The organism is Olsenella uli, assembly GCF_901212655.1.
GTDB lineage: Bacteria > Actinomycetota > Coriobacteriia > Coriobacteriales > Atopobiaceae > Parolsenella > Parolsenella uli_A.
In genome coordinates, this window is sequence record NZ_CAAKON010000032.1 from 47,283 (window position 1) to 64,466 (window position 17,184).

Annotated in this window: 19 protein-coding genes and 1 pseudogene; 8 read left to right on the forward strand and 12 right to left on the reverse strand. The window is 61.5% G+C overall.

Annotation, left to right across the window (positions count from 1 at the left end):
* Window positions 1-312: 312 nt before the first annotated feature.
* Window positions 313-1,209 carry a hypothetical protein gene (locus EFAMC2_RS06470; protein WP_154028019.1) on the forward strand — a complete coding sequence of 299 codons (897 nt, stop codon included), beginning with the start codon at window positions 313-315 and terminating at the stop codon, window positions 1,207-1,209.
* 135 nt (window positions 1,210-1,344) lie between these two features.
* Here EFAMC2_RS06470 and EFAMC2_RS06475 read toward each other — a convergent pair whose 3' ends face one another.
* The 3 genes from EFAMC2_RS06475 to EFAMC2_RS06485 all read right to left on the reverse strand — a co-directional run bounded on the left by EFAMC2_RS06475 (window position 1,345) and on the right by EFAMC2_RS06485 (window position 3,685).
* Window positions 1,345-1,761, reverse strand: a complete 417-nt coding sequence (locus EFAMC2_RS06475) for a peptide deformylase (protein ID WP_154028020.1) — start codon at window positions 1,759-1,761, stop codon at window positions 1,345-1,347.
* Between the two features lie 155 nt (window positions 1,762-1,916).
* Entirely contained in the window at window positions 1,917-2,609 is a 693-nt protein-coding gene (locus EFAMC2_RS06480; RefSeq protein ID WP_154028021.1) for a hypothetical protein, read from the reverse strand.
* Window positions 2,610-2,992: 383 nt separating this feature from the next.
* Window positions 2,993-3,685 (reverse strand): class I SAM-dependent methyltransferase, encoded by a 693-nt coding sequence (locus tag EFAMC2_RS06485; protein ID WP_187325198.1) that lies wholly within the window; start codon window positions 3,683-3,685, stop codon window positions 2,993-2,995.
* 282 nt (window positions 3,686-3,967) lie between these two features.
* Here EFAMC2_RS06485 and EFAMC2_RS06490 point away from each other — a divergent pair, with 282 nt between their 5' ends.
* The gene (locus EFAMC2_RS06490; RefSeq protein ID WP_154028022.1) at window positions 3,968-4,762 is read left to right on the forward strand and encodes an acetolactate decarboxylase; all 795 of its coding nucleotides are present in this window, start codon (window positions 3,968-3,970) and stop codon (window positions 4,760-4,762) included.
* Between the two features lie 23 nt (window positions 4,763-4,785).
* Here EFAMC2_RS06490 and EFAMC2_RS06495 read toward each other — a convergent pair whose 3' ends face one another.
* Window positions 4,786-6,399, reverse strand: a complete 1,614-nt coding sequence (locus EFAMC2_RS06495; RefSeq protein ID WP_154028023.1) for a peptide chain release factor 3 — start codon at window positions 6,397-6,399, stop codon at window positions 4,786-4,788.
* Window positions 6,400-6,498: 99 nt separating this feature from the next.
* Between EFAMC2_RS06495 and EFAMC2_RS06500 the strand changes: the two genes are divergently transcribed.
* The 3 genes from EFAMC2_RS06500 (at window position 6,499) to EFAMC2_RS06510 (ending at window position 7,974) form a co-directional block, all read left to right on the forward strand.
* Entirely contained in the window at window positions 6,499-6,840 is a 342-nt protein-coding gene (locus tag EFAMC2_RS06500; protein ID WP_154028024.1) for an arsenate reductase family protein, read from the forward strand.
* A gap of 113 nt (window positions 6,841-6,953) precedes the next feature.
* Window positions 6,954-7,658 carry a TetR/AcrR family transcriptional regulator gene (locus EFAMC2_RS06505; RefSeq protein ID WP_154028025.1) on the forward strand — a complete coding sequence of 235 codons (705 nt, stop codon included), beginning with the start codon at window positions 6,954-6,956 and terminating at the stop codon, window positions 7,656-7,658.
* Window positions 7,659-7,818: 160 nt separating this feature from the next.
* Window positions 7,819-7,974 carry a hypothetical protein gene (locus EFAMC2_RS06510; RefSeq protein WP_187325199.1) on the forward strand — a complete coding sequence of 52 codons (156 nt, stop codon included), beginning with the start codon at window positions 7,819-7,821 and terminating at the stop codon, window positions 7,972-7,974.
* Window positions 7,975-8,007: 33 nt separating this feature from the next.
* Here the strand turns inward: EFAMC2_RS06510 and EFAMC2_RS06515 are convergent, their stop codons facing one another.
* The 5 genes and pseudogenes from EFAMC2_RS06515 to EFAMC2_RS06540 all read right to left on the reverse strand — a co-directional run bounded on the left by EFAMC2_RS06515 (window position 8,008) and on the right by EFAMC2_RS06540 (window position 11,854).
* Window positions 8,008-8,436, reverse strand: a complete 429-nt coding sequence (locus EFAMC2_RS06515) for a hypothetical protein (RefSeq protein ID WP_187325201.1) — start codon at window positions 8,434-8,436, stop codon at window positions 8,008-8,010.
* Window positions 8,437-8,667: 231 nt separating this feature from the next.
* The gene (locus tag EFAMC2_RS06520; RefSeq protein ID WP_222838542.1) at window positions 8,668-9,111 is read right to left on the reverse strand and encodes an ArsR/SmtB family transcription factor; all 444 of its coding nucleotides are present in this window, start codon (window positions 9,109-9,111) and stop codon (window positions 8,668-8,670) included.
* Window positions 9,111-9,790: pseudogene (locus tag EFAMC2_RS06525) on the reverse strand (nitroreductase family protein). Before EFAMC2_RS06525 ends, EFAMC2_RS06520 begins: the two are co-directional and overlap by 1 nt.
* A 118-nt stretch (window positions 9,791-9,908) precedes the next feature.
* Entirely contained in the window at window positions 9,909-11,132 is a 1,224-nt protein-coding gene (locus tag EFAMC2_RS06535; protein WP_154028026.1) for an ATP-binding protein, read from the reverse strand.
* 449 nt (window positions 11,133-11,581) lie between these two features.
* The gene (locus tag EFAMC2_RS06540) at window positions 11,582-11,854 is read right to left on the reverse strand and encodes a hypothetical protein (RefSeq protein ID WP_154028027.1); all 273 of its coding nucleotides are present in this window, start codon (window positions 11,852-11,854) and stop codon (window positions 11,582-11,584) included.
* A gap of 186 nt (window positions 11,855-12,040) precedes the next feature.
* On the opposite strand from EFAMC2_RS06540, the gene EFAMC2_RS06545 reads away from it, so the two are divergent.
* A complete protein-coding gene (locus EFAMC2_RS06545) occupies window positions 12,041-12,460 on the forward strand; it encodes a YjdF family protein (RefSeq protein ID WP_154028028.1) in 420 nt (139 codons plus the stop codon).
* Between the two features lie 363 nt (window positions 12,461-12,823).
* On the opposite strand, the gene EFAMC2_RS06550 is transcribed toward EFAMC2_RS06545, so the two are convergent.
* Together EFAMC2_RS06550 and EFAMC2_RS06555 are read right to left on the reverse strand one after the other, a co-directional pair.
* Window positions 12,824-14,101: an MFS transporter gene (locus EFAMC2_RS06550; protein ID WP_154028029.1), complete on the reverse strand. Its 1,278-nt coding sequence runs from the start codon at window positions 14,099-14,101 to the stop codon at window positions 12,824-12,826.
* Window positions 14,102-14,241: 140 nt separating this feature from the next.
* The gene (locus EFAMC2_RS06555; RefSeq protein ID WP_154028030.1) at window positions 14,242-14,961 is read right to left on the reverse strand and encodes a TetR/AcrR family transcriptional regulator; all 720 of its coding nucleotides are present in this window, start codon (window positions 14,959-14,961) and stop codon (window positions 14,242-14,244) included.
* Between the two features lie 135 nt (window positions 14,962-15,096).
* Between EFAMC2_RS06555 and relB the strand changes: the two genes are divergently transcribed.
* Together relB and EFAMC2_RS06565 are read left to right on the forward strand one after the other, a co-directional pair.
* A complete protein-coding gene (relB, locus tag EFAMC2_RS06560; protein ID WP_154028031.1) occupies window positions 15,097-15,312 on the forward strand; it encodes a type II toxin-antitoxin system RelB family antitoxin in 216 nt (71 codons plus the stop codon).
* Window positions 15,309-15,575 (forward strand): type II toxin-antitoxin system RelE family toxin, encoded by a 267-nt coding sequence (locus tag EFAMC2_RS06565; protein WP_154028032.1) that lies wholly within the window; start codon window positions 15,309-15,311, stop codon window positions 15,573-15,575. The genes relB and EFAMC2_RS06565 overlap by 4 nt, the downstream gene beginning before the upstream one ends.
* Window positions 15,576-15,848: 273 nt before the next feature.
* Here the strand turns inward: EFAMC2_RS06565 and EFAMC2_RS06570 are convergent, their stop codons facing one another.
* Window positions 15,849-17,075: an ATP-binding protein gene (locus tag EFAMC2_RS06570; protein ID WP_315985356.1), complete on the reverse strand. Its 1,227-nt coding sequence runs from the start codon at window positions 17,073-17,075 to the stop codon at window positions 15,849-15,851.
* Between the last annotated feature and the right edge of the window lie 109 nt (window positions 17,076-17,184).

Below are 17,184 nucleotides of genomic sequence, written 5' to 3' on the forward strand. Positions count from 1 at the left end.
CACCTCACTCCACAAAGTTCAATATCTGCTAATAAATTGAACTTCCCAGAACCTCGGGGCTCCTTAAGTTCAATTTATCGACACTCTACCACACAGGATATTGAACTTCGTGGACAAACCAATGGAAATGAGTTCAATGGTTCAATTTCCATCGATTCGCCCGATTCGGGGGAGTACCGCGAGGGCATCGCGAAAACGGCGAGGGAGGCGTCTCGGAAAGCATCGCGCAGGAGGGGCGTCACGGAAATCGACGCAGGGAGCGTTTGTGCCGAGGGATATACTGTCCTCCACAACGGGTGGAGGGAAAAGCTCATGGACAACCACATCACGACGGAAGACTCCGAGGCAGGAAGCCCCGACACGCGCCGTCCCGCCTGGAGCCTGGGGTTCAAGGCGTTCCTCGTCATCGCGGCGCTCGCCCTCGCAGGCGGGTCCATGTTCATGGCGCAGTTCGTATCGCTGAACGAGGTGTCGACGCAAGGCATGCTCGTGGCCGGTCTCGGCGGGGCGCTCGTCGTTCCCTACCTGTGTCTCTACGCACGCCTCATCTGGCGCTCCACCCTCGCTGACCTCGATGACGACGCCACCCTGCTCTCCTGGGTCCGCCGCCTGCGCGCCTGGCGGTTCGGCATCGTTGTGATCTGGGCGCTCGTGGCGCTGCCCGTGGCGGTCCCCTTCGTGAGGTCACGCATCCTGACCTCCTATCCCGAGGCGGTCGTGGGCGACACCATCAACGCGGTCTGCCTCGCGGTCGAAATCTCGCTTGGCATCGGCTTCATCATCGCCGTCGCGGTGGGCGCCGCCGGCTATGGCGTGTCCACCTCGGCGCTACGCCACATCCGCTCCCGCGTTCCCAGAACCGTTCCCGAGGGAGAAAAGCTCCAGCCAGGCCAGGCGAACTCGTACCTGCCCGAGCAGGTGGCCGCCCTGCGCACGCGCGTGGGCACTGACGCCCGGCTCTCGTTCTCCTTCACCTGGAACGAGCCGCTCGACCTCGAGGGAAATGCCAGCAAGAGCAAGAGCGCCAAACGCCGTCGCAAGCGCCAGGGAACGAGCGCCACAGGCAACCCCCGCGCCGACGCCATGGCGGAGATTGCCCAGAGCGCCTCGGTCTCGCACCTGCGCCTGTTCGCGTACTGCTTCGTCGCGTTCATTGTCTGGGTGGCCGCCTACATCACGCTCGGCATCGTGTTCGGGTTCCTGGAGTAGCACCCATGCGAACTCGGGTTCCTGGAGTAGTGCCCATGCGAACACGAGACCGCCGGCCATAGCCCACCGCCACACGCGAGTCCGGCGTCGCGAACCCCGTTGCATGCGGGGCCGGGGGCCACCGCTATGCCTCGCCTACACCAGCTTGCCGGCGCAGTGGTCGACGCCGTGTTGCACGCACTCGGCCACCCAGTTGTGGTATTTGCGCGTGCGGGAGACGAGCTTGCCGTCCACGAGAGCGTCGAACTTGACGCGAATGAGCTGGAAGCGCTTCACCTCGGAGACGTTCTCGAGCGACAGGCAACCCTCGGTTGCCTTGTACGGAGCCATGAAGGCAACGATCTTGGGATTGAACATGACCGCAGGGCCGTTCGTGCTCTGGAACGCGATGATCGCCTTCGTGGAGCCAATCTGGTTGGCAGCGAGGCAGGCGCAGTCGTCCAGCGACGCCATCGTGTCGAGCAGGTCCTGCGCCACCTCGGCATCCTCCGCCGTTGCAGGCTCCGCCGGCTTGCTCAGGAACTCCTCGTCCTTGACGATCTCCTTGATCACGTGTGCACCCTTCACTCGGATATAGTTTGCGACCCTTGATGATACGAGATTGGGGCCCACTCACGCGAGACCCACCGCAACAACCCCGCAAAAGGCATGGCCCACGCGCGGCAACGCCACGTATTCAGGAATGTTGAAAAAGGAACCGCCTCCAATTACACAGGAACCGCGCGACATGTGTCCGTGTAGGCCCCGGCTACTCCGATGACATCATAGAGAAGGTTGAGGAAGTAGCTCTCGCTCCATTCGCGGTGCAGAAAGCCCCAGGCTCCATCCTTGCGAGCCAAGATCGTGACCTTGTCCTCGCCCCGAATCGAGCATTCCGCTTTCGCCGGAGCCTTGTCATAGAGTGTCGCCTTTCCCACCTGCATCCACCGGCCGTCCACGCAGGCAATTCTCATGGACACGGTCCCGCGCCTCCAGTTGCGCCTCTTGCAGACCGTTGGCGCATGCACCAGCAGCTCCTCCCCCGTGAAGAGGTCGAGCAGACGCGCATCTTCAGACGCCAGGAGCTTCTCGCAGATGGCAAAGCGCGAGAAGCGCTGCGTTGTCGCCACCTGCGCGAGGCGGTGCACGCTCTCCTCGTCGATTCTCGTCGGGGGCTCCGCCACATAGCACTCAAGAGGCGTGCATCCGTCCGCGAGGTCAAACTCGAACAGGAACCACTCCGTGAAGCAGAGATTGATGAGCACGATGTCGTTGGGGTCGGGGGCCTCGTCGTAATAGGCGCGGGGATTCACGAGGCGGGAGAACTCGTCGCGCGAACGCTCGAAGTACGGTTTGCTCCTGTCTGCCCACCGCTTGTAGACCCCCAATATGTCCTCGTCCACGCGCTGATACAGGTCCATACGCCTCCCCTTTCAAGACGAGGCGCCCACCATTGGGCCGACCGCGCAACGATGCCGAGGCGCAGCCTCGCTCCCGACGGAGCGGCCTCACCTCGAGCCTATGGGCGGCCCCACGGGCGGCAGAAAGAAATGCCGGAAACCCGTCCTGGCGCAAACGCAAATCAAACTGACACCAAACAAGAAAGGGGCGAAAAGCCTCACGTTTTGACAGGCCTCCAAGGCGGCACAGCATCCAGGAGTGCATACATTGCAGGTAAGAGGCCCTATCCATGCAACGGGAATTTGTTCCGCCGGCCTAAGCAAACGTCACCGCAACGGCAAGCCACAACAGCGAGCAGCAGCCCGACCATCTTCACAGTCTCCTACCGAGGACGCACGGTCTCCTACCGAGGCGGAACCAGCACGTCGTAACGCACAGCCTTGCCAGAGAGCGAGTAGCTCGGCTTCACGCCGGCGAGCGCGGGTCCCTTGACCGGCCGCTTGATAACCACCTTGCGCGGCGAGGCCGCGAGCGCTGCTCCCAGCAGCTCCTCCTGCTCGCCGCAGGGAGGCTCGAGCTGATGGATGAGCTGGAACTTCTTCTTCACCGCCGCGCTCTTGCGGCGCTCGGGAAACATCGGGTCCAGGTAGACCACATCAGGAGGCTCGGGAAGCGAGTGCAGCACCTCGATGCTGTCGCCCTCGGCCACGCGCATGCGGGCGACCACCGCCGCGAGCGCAGGGTCTGCCGCCGCCCGCTCAAGCGCGTCCTTAAGCAGGGCGGCAACCACCTCGTCCCGCTCGCAGAGCAGGACGCTGAAACCCGCGGCGGCAAGCAGTAGCGAGTCCTCGCCAAGGCCCGCCGTGGCGTCAACGGCAACCGGCGCGTCCACCCCCTTGACCTTGGCCGCCCGAACCAACAACTCGCGAGAGAGCCGGTCGCGCCTCAGGCGCGGCAGCATGCGGGAGAAGTCTCCCCGCAGCACCATGTTGCCGCCAACCAGCGCGAGACCAGCTTCGTCGCGCGTGAGGCGCGGAGCCGCGACGGCAGCGTCGGCCGTCCCGCCCCCAGCCTTATGACTCTCGCGTTCGCCCATCCATACCTCCACGCGCAAACGAGCTTCAGCCCGTCCGCCTGCCGCCTCGCGCCCATCCATGCCCGCGGGTGCCCACTTGCCCACCGGCCATCCCGCGCCCGCATTCGCCCGCAAGCGTCCCATCCGCCAGCCGCCTCGCAAGCACGCGCACGCAAGCGCCCGCGCCGGACGATCTCGCACCCGCGCGCCCCTTAACCTGTAAGACCTTACCCATACTACGCGACGAAGCGCCCCCGGCCACGCCGCAAGTCGTATCCTGAGCAGCCAAAGGAGGGAACCACCATGAACCTACGGGAACCCATTGACGCCACAGCCCAGGATTCCAGCATCGACGCCGAGGCCAGGGCCTACGCTAACAAGCCCATCTTCTTCCAGGTGAGCACGCTCAACGCCCTCATGATGGGCAACTTCGACGGAGCCGTCACCGTTGGTTGCCTCAAGCGCCACGGCGCCTGGGGCATCGGCACCTACGAGGGACTCGACGGCGAGGCCATCATCTGCGACGGCCACGCCTACAACGCCCACTACAGCGGGTCTGCCAGCGAGTACCCCAACACCAACCGCCTCGCCTTTGCAACGGTGGCCAACTTCACGGGCCGCGCCGGAAGCGTGTGTCTCGACACCACCGGCAGCCTCGACGAGGCAAGGGCCGAGCTCGAGCGCAGGCGCCGTGCCTACGACGACAACGACAACGCTTGGGCGCTCGTCGCCCTGCACGGCACATTCCCCCACGTTCGCGTGCGCAGCTGCAAGAAGTGCGAGACCAAGCCCTACCCCACCTTCCCCGAGCTCGCCAGCGACCAGCATGAGCATGCCTACGAGCACGAGCATGGATGGGCGATTGGTGTCTGGACCCCCGCCTACCTGCAGGGAATCAACCTGCCGGGGTGGCACCTGCACTACCTCTCGGACGACCACGCTCGCGGCGGGCACCTCCTTGAGCTCTCCGTTGACAAGGCCGAGGGCAAGCTCGAGACGTATTGCCGCTTCGAGATGGCCCTCCCCACCAACGAGGAGTTCAACAAGCTCGACCTCAGCGAGGATCTTGCCCAAGAGACCAAGGCCGTAGAGGGCTAGGAGAGCCCACGTCCCAGGCGCATCTAGAACGTCACGTTGCCAAACTCGGCCAGGCGCAGGTTCTCGTTGTGCTCCACCGCCCAGTCCAGGCTCCACGGACGCGTGAAGAGCAGCAGCCGGTGGCCGCGCATGTCCTCCACCTTGCAGGTGTCGCGCGTGAGGTCGAGCGAGGCCAGGTCCAGCTCCTCCGGGTCGTTCTCCACCCAGCGGATGATCTCGTATGGCAGGGCCCTGCGGTCGACCTCGACCTTGTACTCGCTCTTGAGGCGCTGCTCGAGCACCTCGAACTGCAGCACGCCAACCACGCCCACGATGACGCTCTCCATGCCGGAGCCCACCTCGCGGAAGATCTGGATGGCACCCTCCTGGGCAAGCTCCTCCATGCCCTTCACGAACTGCTTGCGGCGCAGGGTGTCCACCTGGGTGATGCGCGCAAAGTGCTCGGGCGCAAAGGTGGGAATGCCCGCGTAGCGCACGCGGCGCTTGCCGGCGCACAACGTGTCTCCGATGGAGAAGATGCCCGGGTCGAACAGGCCCACGATGTCACCCGCAACGGCACGGTCTACCGTGGAGCGGTCGTCGGCCATCATCGAGGTGCCCGTGGCGAGCTTGATCTTGCGGCCACCCTGCACGTGGAGGGCGTCCATGCCACGGTTGAACTCGCCCGAGCAGATGCGCAGAAAGGCGATGCGGTCTCGGTGGTTCTTGTCCATGTTGGCCTGGATCTTGAACACGAAGCCCGAGAAGTCGGGGTCGGTCGCCTCGATGACCTCGCCCGTCTCGGCATCCTTGTGCGCGCCGGGGCTGGGGGCCAGACGCAGGAAGTCCTTCAGGAACGGCTCCACGCCAAAGTTGGTGAGCGCCGAGCCAAAGAACACGGGCGAGAGCTTGCCCGTGGCCACGGCCCCCTCGTCAAACTCGTCGGCGGCGCCGTCGAGCAGCTCGATGTCGTCGCGCAGGTTCGCGTGGTTCTCCTCGCCGATAAGCTCGTCCATCTCGGGCGCGCCCAGCTCCGCCTCAATCTCGGCTACCCTCTTGGCAGCGTTGGCGTGGCCGTCGCCCTGGAAGGCGAGCACATGACGGCTCGCACGGTCGAACACGCCCTTGAAGTTGCGTCCCGAGCCGATGGGCCAGTTCATGGGATACGTGCCGATACCCAGCACGTTCTCGATCTCCTCCATGAGGTCGAAGGGGTCGCGCGCGTCGTGGTCGAGCTTGTTCACGAAGGTGAAGATGGGAATGTGGCGCAGCGTGCAGACCTTGAAGAGCTTCTTGGTCTGGGCCTCGACGCCCTTGGCGCCGTCGATGACCATAACCGCGGCGTCGGCGGCCATGAGCGTGCGGTAGGTGTCCTCGGAGAAGTCCTGGTGACCCGGGGTGTCGAGGATGTTCACGAAGCGTCCGCCGTACTCGAACTGCAACACCGAGGAGGTCACGGAGATGCCGCGCTGCTTCTCGATGTCCATCCAGTCGGAGACGGCGTGCTTGGACGAGCTCTTGCCCTTCACCGAGCCGGCGGACTGGATGGTGCCGCTGTAGAGCAGCAGCTTCTCGGTAAGCGTGGTCTTGCCGGCGTCTGGGTGGGAGATGATGGCGAAGGTGCAGCGGCGGCGGATTTCCTCGGGCAGAGGGAGCATGTGGGGCCTTTCTTGCGAGCGGCGCCCCGTAAGCCAGGACGCCGCGGTACAGTCAAACTCTATAAGGATACTCGCGAACGAACCGGATTGGGAAACCCCATGAACATCCAGATATTCGGCACGAAGAAGAGCTTTGACACCAAGAAGGCCCAGCGCTGGTTCAAGGAGCGCCGCATCAAGTTCCAGTTCATCGACCTCAAGGAGAAGGAGATGAGCAAGGGCGAGCTGCGCTCCGTGATGCAGGCGGCAGGCGGTATCGACGCGCTGCTCAACCCCAAGGCCAAGGACGAGGACACCCTTGCGCTCATCCAACACCTGGCAGAGAGCCAACGCTTCGACAAGCTGCTCGAGAACCAGCAGGTCCTCGCCGAGCCCGTCGTGCGCAACGGCAAGCAGGCAACCGTTGGCTACAAGCCCGAGGTCTGGAACAGCTGGGAGTAGATAGGGGTTGGGTCCGCGGAGCAATGACTACCGTCATCCCGTCGGACTTCGCTCACACACTTGCGGTGCAGCGAGCACGCTGCCCGCTGCCATGAAGACGAGCCCGACTGCAAATGGAACGCCTGGCGGCACCTGGAAGACGATCCAGGCGTGAAGCTCATGGCCCGGGAGGAATCGACCGACAGCATGGCGCACGCCACCGTCGTGAGCGCGAGCCCCGCCGCAAGCCTGGGCCCGATGCACCGGACTTCAAAGTCGACGACAGACGCGTTGCCCGCAGCAAGCGATTGATAAGGGGCGCTTTTCAAGAACTTCTGGCGGAGAAGGGCTACGAGGCCGTTACCGCAAGCATGGTCATCGAGCGGGCGGATGTGGGCCGAGCCACCTTCTATGCGCGCTTCTCCAGCAAGGAGGCGCTTATGGCCGATCTGCTCGACCAGATATGCGCCCACGTGATAGCTCCCGTCGAGCCCGAGCCGGAGCACGACTTCACGCGGTCGGAGACGCCGGAGGCGCTGGTGGAGCACGCCTTGCGCCATCTGCTGGAGCAGGGAAGTGGCGTGAGGGCGCTCGCCCTTGGGGGCGGCAGCGGCGAGCTTGCGGGTGCGCTGCGCAAGTCAGCGGTAGCAAATGTGGGCCGGTTCCTGCCGGAAGCGAGACGGGGCGTCGCGTCTGGCCTTGATAGGGACTTCCTCGAAAGATACGTCGCGGGGGGCTTCGTCGAGATGGCCTTGATGTGGGCAGAATCCGGGTTCGCAGATGATCCCGCGGTTCTGGCATCTCAATTCGTTAGCTGCATTCGCGCCCTGTACACCTGAAAGCCAGAGGAGATCATTCCCACACGAGGCCTTCGGTTCTGCCGTCCCGTCATTCCAGTTGCGCCCAGTTTTCGCCGGCATCTCGAAGCAAGTGCCGCCGTATGACGCAACGTGGCCATGCACGCCCGGGTAGGCGACATGGATCTGTCTCTACATCCAGGTGACCGAAACGCTTGCAAGCCCCGAGACATACGAGCGCGAACTGGCGCCCTTTGCCCTTGTGAACGATGCCTTCCCCAAGCTGGTGCTCACCACCGATCGCCTGCGGCTCGGCACCACCGAGCAAGGCGCGAGCATCGAGAACCTGGTGGACTGATTGCCCGAAGGCTGGAGCTGAGCGACACGAGCGTCAGGTATCGAGCAGCCATTGCCATGCAGGAACGACGTTCACGACACCCGTCTCCAAAAAGTCGGAATACCCCACAAAGGGCTGTCCCACCCTGGAAAAGAGCAAATGGAGTAAGGAATAAGTGAACACGGCGTGGAATAGCCAAACGAAAAAGCCCAGCGTGACCTTCAGCGCCGACACGAGAAACCTACCAAGCCTCTTCATCGACGCCACGCCATTCGGATCTTTGGTGTGCTGGAGCGCCTCGCTCATGAGGCAAGCCATCTCTCCCCCGCCGTCCCGTTTTGCGTTGGCGGCAATCAGGGCGGAGGCTCGGTTGCCCGATTCCCATATCGTCCAAACGGGAACGGCCTCGACGTTCTCGGTCAGCAGGTACGGCTCTTGAGTCTGGCAGATGACGTGGCCGAATCCATCCTCATAGTCGGCCATGCCCTCAAGGCAGCCGAAGTTCTCGATCGCATCCTTCTCTACCAGTGCATTTCATTTGCTTGTAATGTGGTCAAGTTTAGGAATGCTATTCCTAAATTTCTCTAAACAACATTATTAAGGGCGTAAAAATGTTGGATACCACAATTATCAGGACGAACTTACCTGGCCATTTATGAATGGCCGAGTAAGAAGAACCTGATAGGCCAGGTTTGAGGAGGGCGATGCGCAACCCTACTCTGCTCGGTAGGGTGGGATCGTTCCTTGATCGCAGCTTTTAAGGTAGTCTTCCACGAAGCGTTCTGCCTGTTTGGCTAAGTGAGCGATTTGGCGCCATTTGGCCAGGTTGGAACTGGCGTGATAGAAGTTCTTGGTGCCAACCGAATACATGCTGACCAGGCCGGCGTCTTTCAGGATCTTCAAATGGTGCGACACCGTTGGGCGCGATAACCCTACGGTATTCGTCAGCTCGCCAACGCGCATGCCGCCGTAATTCTGCAAGAGCTGCATGAATATGAGCTGCCGGCTCTCGTCACCAAGGGCGATGAAGGCATCGCGGCACATGGCGAATTCTTGGCCGAGCTCACTCATTTTGCGTGCGGTAAGGTCGGCATGTCCGATGGTGTTATTGGTTTCACTAGCAGCAGGCGCGCATTTGCGATTCGTGGAGCGCTGCATTATGCTTCCCAGCGCCAGTCTTCGGATGCCGAATTCGCGCCTATCTGGAAATGGTAGCGAACGATGCCCAGGTCTATGTTCGAGTAGAACCCGCCCAGGCTTTTGGCGGAAACGGCATGCCCGTCCGAGTGCAATTCAAAGCGGAACTTCTGCTGGTTCATGGCGGTGGGGGCAAGCTGTGCTGCCTTCACGCCTCGTTCGAACCATTCGGGCAGGACGCCGTTTACGCTGCATAGGTCTTGCACGGCTTTACTTTTGCGGGGAATCCCCTGAGTTTCGCCATAACCTAGCGCTATCGTGCATACCAGCTTCGAGCCTGGTTCGACCAGGATTTTGCAAGAGCCCTTGCCGTACGTGAGTGCCACCCAGCAGGTGTTGAGTCCGAGCTGCTGGGCTTTCAGCACCACGCACTCGACGAAGAACCCGACGCGCTCCTGCAGATCAGGGCTTGGCCTTCCGCCGCATACGATGTAATTGTTCACGCCTCTGAACTTACCGTAGTGTGCCATCATGCTGGAAAAGCTCTAGGCTCGTCAAAGGCTATTTTTAGCTGAAGGTATCCCTCTTCATTTGCCTTGTCTATTTCAGCCTGCAGCGCCTCGCGCACGGCGGCGGGAATGGGCTTGTCTTGATATTGACGCACCGAATGGCGCACTTCGATTGCTTCCATCAGATCCATGGCCGCTCATTTCTATGGTCGAATCATTTCGACCACAGTATCTGATTGCCTCGGGCGATGCAGTATCGGGAAAAAACTCGAGACGAAGGAAATCTGCTTTGTTTCGTCGCTCATCCCGCTACTGCAGATCTTCATCGCTCTTCATGAAGTCGATCAAATTAAGATGCCTCACGCCTTCTCGCCTTTGCAGGAGCGGATCCAATGTGAAGAGGTAGCGCGGGTATCCGTCTCTGATATGGCTGAACGGTCTGTACTCGCGCTCTTCTACATCACGGTCGGCGATCGTCATGGACACCTGGATGTAGGCGTAAAGGTCATGGCTCCTGGCGATGAAGTCGCATTCCAGCTTGCCGATTCGCCCGACCGAGAGCTTGTATCCACGGGACCTGAGGTAGATGTAGAGGGCGTTTTCCAAAGATGGCCCGTAATTCAAGCGCACATCGACATTCCTCGCGAAGTAAATCCCGGGATCGGCCAGGTAGTACTTCTCCTCACCTCGAAGAGACTTCCTCGATTTCAGGTCGAAGCGCTGGCATTTGTAGAGAATCTTCGCGTCGACCAGCATCTGGATGTATGCAGAGACGGTTCTTCTTTCGATGGCGATCTTCTCGACGTTCCTAAGGTGATCAACCAGGTTGGTGAGGCTTGTCGGTGCGCCGTAATTGTTGATGATATAGGCCGTGACGCGCTCGAAGGCGTCGATGTTTCGTATCTTATTCCGAGACCTGATGTCCTTCTTGACGATTTGCCTCACGACATCCTCGATGTAGCGAGCCTTCGCCTCGACGTCGTCGTATTCGAGGGAACGGGGGAAGCCGCCGTAGCGAAGGTATTCTTCGAACTCAATCCTATCGTCCTTCGCCTCGACGCCAAGGAACTCCTTCATGGCTAGGAATTCGCTAAACGACAAGGTGAACATTTCGAACTCGATATAACGTCCCGTGAGCTTGGTCATGAGCTCACCGGAGAGAAGGTAGGAGTTCGATCCCGTGATGAAAATGGAGAAGCCGCCGTCGGTGTTGAACGCGTTCACGACTTCCTCGTAATCGCGGACGTTCTGAACCTCGTCTATGAAGAGGTATTTAAAGTCGTCGTCGACGAGCCTCGACTCGATTGCCGCCTCAAGCTGATCCGGGGTTTTGATAGAGCGGTTGCCGCGCTTGTCGAGGTCGAGGTAGACGACGTCTTTCTCTGGGACCCCTCGATCCTTGAGCTCTTCGACGATGGTTGCCATGAGGCACGATTTTCCGCACCGTCGTATTCCCGTGATGACTTTTATCAAGTCGTCATCGTAAAACGGGCGGATCTTCTTCAGATATTGTTCTCTGCGAAATAGCTTCAAAGCAAGATAACACCTCCAAGCGAGATTGTACGCTAGGAGGTGTTATCGTACGTTTAAGGCACCAATTATTTCAAAAATGCGAAAACTAGTCCCTTAAGTTTGATTTTTGTTTACTCCCACTCGATGGTGACGGTTCTGCCGTCCCGCCACTCCAGTTGCACCCAGTTTTCGATGCCGTCTCGAGCCGAGTGCCGCCGGGTGACGCCGCGTCGCGTTTTCGTCGGCCTCGGGGACAAAGACTGGGACAACTCCAAAAACTCATTTCAAACTCGGGGCTTTGAGTTTTCGTTTTTGCCCCAAAGGGCGCGGCGGGCAGCCTTTGGGGCTCGATGGCGCCGAAAACGCCCGTTTTGAAACTCAACCGCCCTGTAGCCTGCAAGCCGCCAGCCGCAATCGCAAGTGGATCGACTCGGGCGGCTTTCGAGCAGTTTGCAAAACCCCAGGTCAAACTAGTTACCCTTGTCGAAATAAGGGAATAGTTGCAGGCGGTTGCGCCATGAACCGACGAACGTTCTTCGCGGTAACGCGAGAACACGCTGGTGGAATGACCCATGCAGGTTGGCGACAGGAGGCCGATGATGGCAGACGCCCAAAGCAGAAAGCCCATCCCCGCGGGAGAGCAGCAAATCGAACGCCTCAAACAAAAGGGCGTCTTCTTCGTGCTGTACACCGAAATGGAAGCCGCGAGCATTCGAGATCCCGAGCTTTTCAATCCAACTCAACCCGCATCGCTCCTCTCGAGGTCACGCGGTGCGCCCGCGATAACCGCTCGTGCTACAATGCGGACATCAGAGATGAAAACACAGTCCCCGTGGGGTAGTCGTGGGCGTGCGGGAGTCCGCATCAGTAACCTGCCTCCTTGGTTGTCCCTTCTCTGCATGGTCATCTACATAAAGGAGGAGCCAACCATGCAGATCGGTGTGTCGTCCACTCTGACCGTATTCCATGACGGTCAATTTTGGGTCGGGCTGGCGGAGCATGTCGAGGACGGAAGGTACGGCGCCGCCCGCATCGTCTTCGGCGCGGCGCCGTCCGATGGGGAAATCCTGCAGTTCGTTCGAAGCCAATGGGCGAAGCTCGCGTTCTTCGGTGACGATCCCGCCGAGGGAAGCAAGCCTGCGAAAAACCCCAAGCGCCGCGCCCGCGAGGTGTCGAAGGTCCTAAAGCGGCCGGCGATGGGGACCAAGGCGCAGCAGGCGCTCGCGAGTCAGCGGGAGGCAATGAAACGGGAGTCGGTCCGCGCAAGAAGCCAACGTCGCGCGGACGAGGCGGAGGCGCGCTTCGAGCAGCGGAAGCTGAGACGCAAGCAGAAGCATCGCGGGCATTGATCGCCATCTGCGCAACCCTTAAACCCTTATACAGAAGCGGTGCCAGTTTCGTTTATCAGAAGTATGATTTGTACCCCCATAACTAGGGAATTTCCTATTCCCACTCAATGAGCATGCGCTTGCGGACGCGCTGATCTCTACTTACATAGCAGCAGGTAGATGGCCTTGTTGAGCTGATGGACATCGTACCTCCGGCTCTCACATGGACAAATCTTGGACAAAAGATGCCGGCGGGGCGTTGAGTCATGCGGACAAAAACTTGCGCTGGCTGCGTCCGATCCGGGTGGGAACCCACATATTGTGCGGGAACCCTCGGGGTCGCGCCCCGCACCGCCACAGGAGTTGGGGTGCCCCCCCGCCCCCCTACGCCTCGAACCGATCCGCGACGCGCGCGACCGGGACCGCACACAGCAGCGCGAGGGCGAACGTCGCGAATAGCACAACCCCCGCGGGGAGCGCGCCGTACGCGAGGCCATAGGTGATCTGGCCGAGGGGCTGCGCGCACAGGCTGCACGACAGCGCGAGAGACATGACCTTGCCCGTAAGGCCCTCGGGGCAGCTCATCTGGATGGCGGGGACGGAGATGAGGTTCGAGATGCAGATGGAGACCATGGTCCCGCACGTGCCCGCCGTGAGGGCCGCGAGGCGCACCGTCGCAGCCACGGGAAGCATCATCGCCAGTGCCTGCGGCAGGATCGTGAGCGCGAAGGCGAGGATCGTCAGCGGAAAGCGCCGCATGGAGAGGCGGCTCGCGACCATCCCGCCCGCAAGCGCCCCGACGAGCCCGGACACGCCCACCAGCGCGTAGGCCACCCCGTACGCGCCGGCATCGAAGCCGAGCAGCGTGCGCACCATGTAGGGAAAGCCCACCTCGGCATACCCCGTGACCAGGAAGTTGAGCGCGCCGCAGATCAGGAGCAGCCGGAAGATGTGGGGCCGTTCGCGCGTGAGAAAGCGCGCGGCCTCCCTCATGTCGTCGACCGCCGAGGATGACTTTTGCCCAGACCGGTCCGGGGCGTCGAGCTGAATGAAGCACTCCACCACCGCGGCCGTCGCGAAGCCCGCGACGGCGATGCGCATCATGGGCGCCGCGCCGACGAGCGAGTACAGGACGCCGCCGAGGAGCGCCGGCACGAGGGTTCCGGCCTGGTTCACCATGTTGACGGCCGCCATCGCTCGGCGCATCGTCTCCTCCCCGTGCTCGCGGAACAGCTGCGGGAGAGCCGCCTGCACGGTCGGCGTCTCCATGGCGTCGAGCACGGCAAGCGTCACCTGCATCGCGGCGATTGCCGCGAGGTTGAATCCCGTGACGGAGAAGACCGGCGCGCACGCCAGTACGATCGCCGCTGAGGTTGCGTCGAGCGCCACCATGATGGTGCGGCGGTTCATCCGGTCGGCGAGCACGCCGCCGAGCGGCGAGAGCACGATGGTGGGGATGACAGACGCGGTGAGGATGGACGCGAAGGCGGCCGCCGACCCCGTCTCGTCGAGAACCCACATCGACATTGCAAAGCGCAGCATGAGGTTGCCGAACAGGGAGATGCCCAGGCCGGCAAGGAGCAGGGCGAAGCTGCGCGAACGCAGGGGGTCTGATTGGGGCGCACGGCGCCCGGAATCGGTGGAGACTGCAGGTACTGACATGGTTCGTTCCTTTCTTTGGTAATTCCTGCCATTCCCTAATCAGACCGACCGTCGGTCTGTATTGAGGGCAAAAGAATGGCTCGGGCCGGGATGGTTCAACCATCAGTCCGAGCGTTCGGTGATTCGACGGAAAGCGTGCCCTATGCCTCGGGTTTCTCGGCTCCAAGGCCTTCCGGCCGCGGCTCCCCCGCCCTGGGACCGGCCGCCTCAAGCTCTCCCGCCCCAGGCGCGAGCTCCATGAGCCCGTCGACCGCCCTCGCCATCAGCGCCTCGTCGAACAGCGGGACGCCGATGGAGCCGAGCATGGACGCCAGGCAGCGGATGCGGAGGGCCATATCCTCGCGCGCGGCCGGGTAGAAGCATGGCATGAGCCAGTAGTTGCACAGCAGCGCGATCAGCTGCGACGCCTCGGCCGGATACGCGGTGGGAATGGAGCCGTCGCGCACGCCCTCCTCTATCAGGGGACGAAGGGACTCCGGCAGGCCATCGGACCAGAACCGCATGTTGGAGGTAAAGGACGCGGGATCGCTGAGCAGCGGTGTCTGCAGGCGCACAAGGCGCAGGTGCTCGGCGTCCAGGGTCGAGGAGATGAGCGCCCGTAGCTTCTCGAGCGCGTTCAGGTCGTGTCGGCGGCGGAGCTCGTCGCGCAGGTTCAGGCTCGCGCCCCACTCGTCGTCGTTCAGCCGGTCGAGGATGGCCTCCTTGGACCTGAAGTGGTGGTAGACGGCACCCTTGGACAGGCCCGTCGTGCTGATGATGTCCTGGACCGAGGTCTTCTCGTAGCCCTTCTCAGCGAAGAGCCTGCGGGCGGCGTCAAGGATGCGACGCTCGGTCTGCTCGGGATGCGGGTTGCGCGCCATGGGCACTCCTCTCGTTAACGGGAGTCAGTCTAACAGACCGTCGGTCGGTTTGCAAAGATCACATGCGCTTTGGTGAAACGTACCTTTCGCCAGATGATAGAATGAATACAACGTATTCGGCAAAAGGAGGATTTTATGACCACGATGACGCTTCGCATGGATGACGCCGACGCCGAGGTCGTGCGCAAGTATGCGGCCTTCGAAGGGGTTTCGATCTCTGATTTCCTGCGCGATGCCGTGTTCGAGAAGATCGAGGACTCCCAGGACCTCGCAGACCTTCGCGCGGCCGCGGCGGCAGACGACGGGGTGCGCTTCTCCCTCTCCGACGTCAAATCGGAGCTCGGGCTATGAGCTATCGCGTCGAATTCTCGTCCGCCGCTAAGAAGCAGCTCAAGAAGATGGACCGGTTCGACGCATCGCTTATCCTGAGCTGGATCGAGAAGAACCTGGAGGGCTGCGTGGACCCCCGCGCGTTCGGCAAGGGTCTCACGGCGAACCGCACTGGAGAATGGCGCTACCGCGTTGGGTCGTACCGCGTGCTCGCTGTAATCGAAGATAATCGTCTCGTCGTCGAGGTGTTCAAGGTGGGCCACAGGAGCACGGTCTACAACTAAGCGAAAGCCCGCGCCGGAAACACTCTCGGAGCCGCTTGCCCCAGGATGCATTGGCCGCGAATAACAGCCAACCGCTCCCCCGCGCCGCGCTGCTGGAAAGTCATAGGCGCGTGTGGAATCTTGCTAGCCCAAACGGGAACCGCCATGCCGCCCAGCCCGGCCGGCACCCATTTGGCACCAAACGGGGGAATTAAAAATCCCTTTCCAACGCTCTCCCCCGTCGTCCCGTTTTGCGCTGGCGGCAATCAGGGCGAAGGCGCGGCTGCCTGATTCCTATATCGCCCAAACGGGCACGGCCTCCACGTTCTCGACCAGCAGATACGGCTCCTGGGTCTGGCAGATGACATGCCCGAACCCCACCTCGTAGTCGGCCATGCCCTCAAGGCAGCCGAAGTTCTTGATCGCATCCTTCTTGACCAACGCGTTGGTCTTGATTTCAACGGGATGGAGCGTGCGACCGTCCTGGATGACCAGGTCGATCTCGCGTTTCTTGGAGTCGCGGTAGAACCACACGTCGCGCAGGTTCGCCCCGGCGTTCATATGGCTCTTCAGCACTTCGGAGACGACGAAGGTCTCGAATACGTGGCCCGCCATCGCGCCCACGCGCAGCTGCTCGTGGGTCGTCCATCGGGTGAGGTGGCACACCAGCCCCGTGTCCATGAAGAAAATCTTCGGCGTTTTGGTGAGACGCTTCTCGACGTTCGGGAAAAACGGTTCGACGATGCGGACGATGCCCGAGGCCTGAAGAATCGAGAGCCAGGCCTTGACCGTCTTGTGGTCGGCGTCGATGGCGTTACCGATGTCCGAGGCGTTGAACAGCTGTCCGGTGCGGGCGGCGCAGGCCACCATAAAGCTGTAGAACTTCGCCTCGTCCTTCACGTTAACGAGATCGCGCACGTCGCGCTCGAGGTAGGCGCGTTCGTAGTCGGTGTAGAACAGGTCCCAGTCGACGTCGGGGTCCTGCAGCTCCGGCATGCTGCCGCGGTGCATGTGCCGCCAGAGGTCGAAGCCGTCAGGCGCTGATACGTCATGCGGCTTGAGCATAGAAGGTATGTATTTGCAGGGGTTGTCGCTCTTTCCCGCGAGCTCGCGCAGCGACAGGGCGGGCATCTCTATGATTCTGATGCGACCTGCGAGCGACTCGCTCACGCCCTTCATGAGGTGGTAGGTCTGAGATCCCGTGAGCACGATGCGGCCCTTCTCTGCCGACTGGTCGACCAGCCACTTCACCGGCGAGAACAGTTCGGGCACTCGTTGGATTTCATCGACGATGAGCGGCAGGGAATGCATCTCGAAGAAAAGAACTGCATCGGACTTGGCCTGCGCATACGCCGCGGGATCTTCCATGGTGACGTAATCGAACGAACTTCCCAGGTGTTCTCTGAGGACGGTGGTCTTGCCTACCTGGCGGGCGCCGGTAATCAGCACGACTTTACCCTGCCCGAGCAGTTTGTCGATGGTCCCTTCGATTTCTCTGACTATATACATAATGCCTCCCATCTTCCGATGGGAGGCATTATCTCATCCGATGATGATATGGTCAAATTTAGGAATAGTATTCCCAAATTTATCTAGGCTTCCTTGATTATCAACTTTATCCGAACACCTC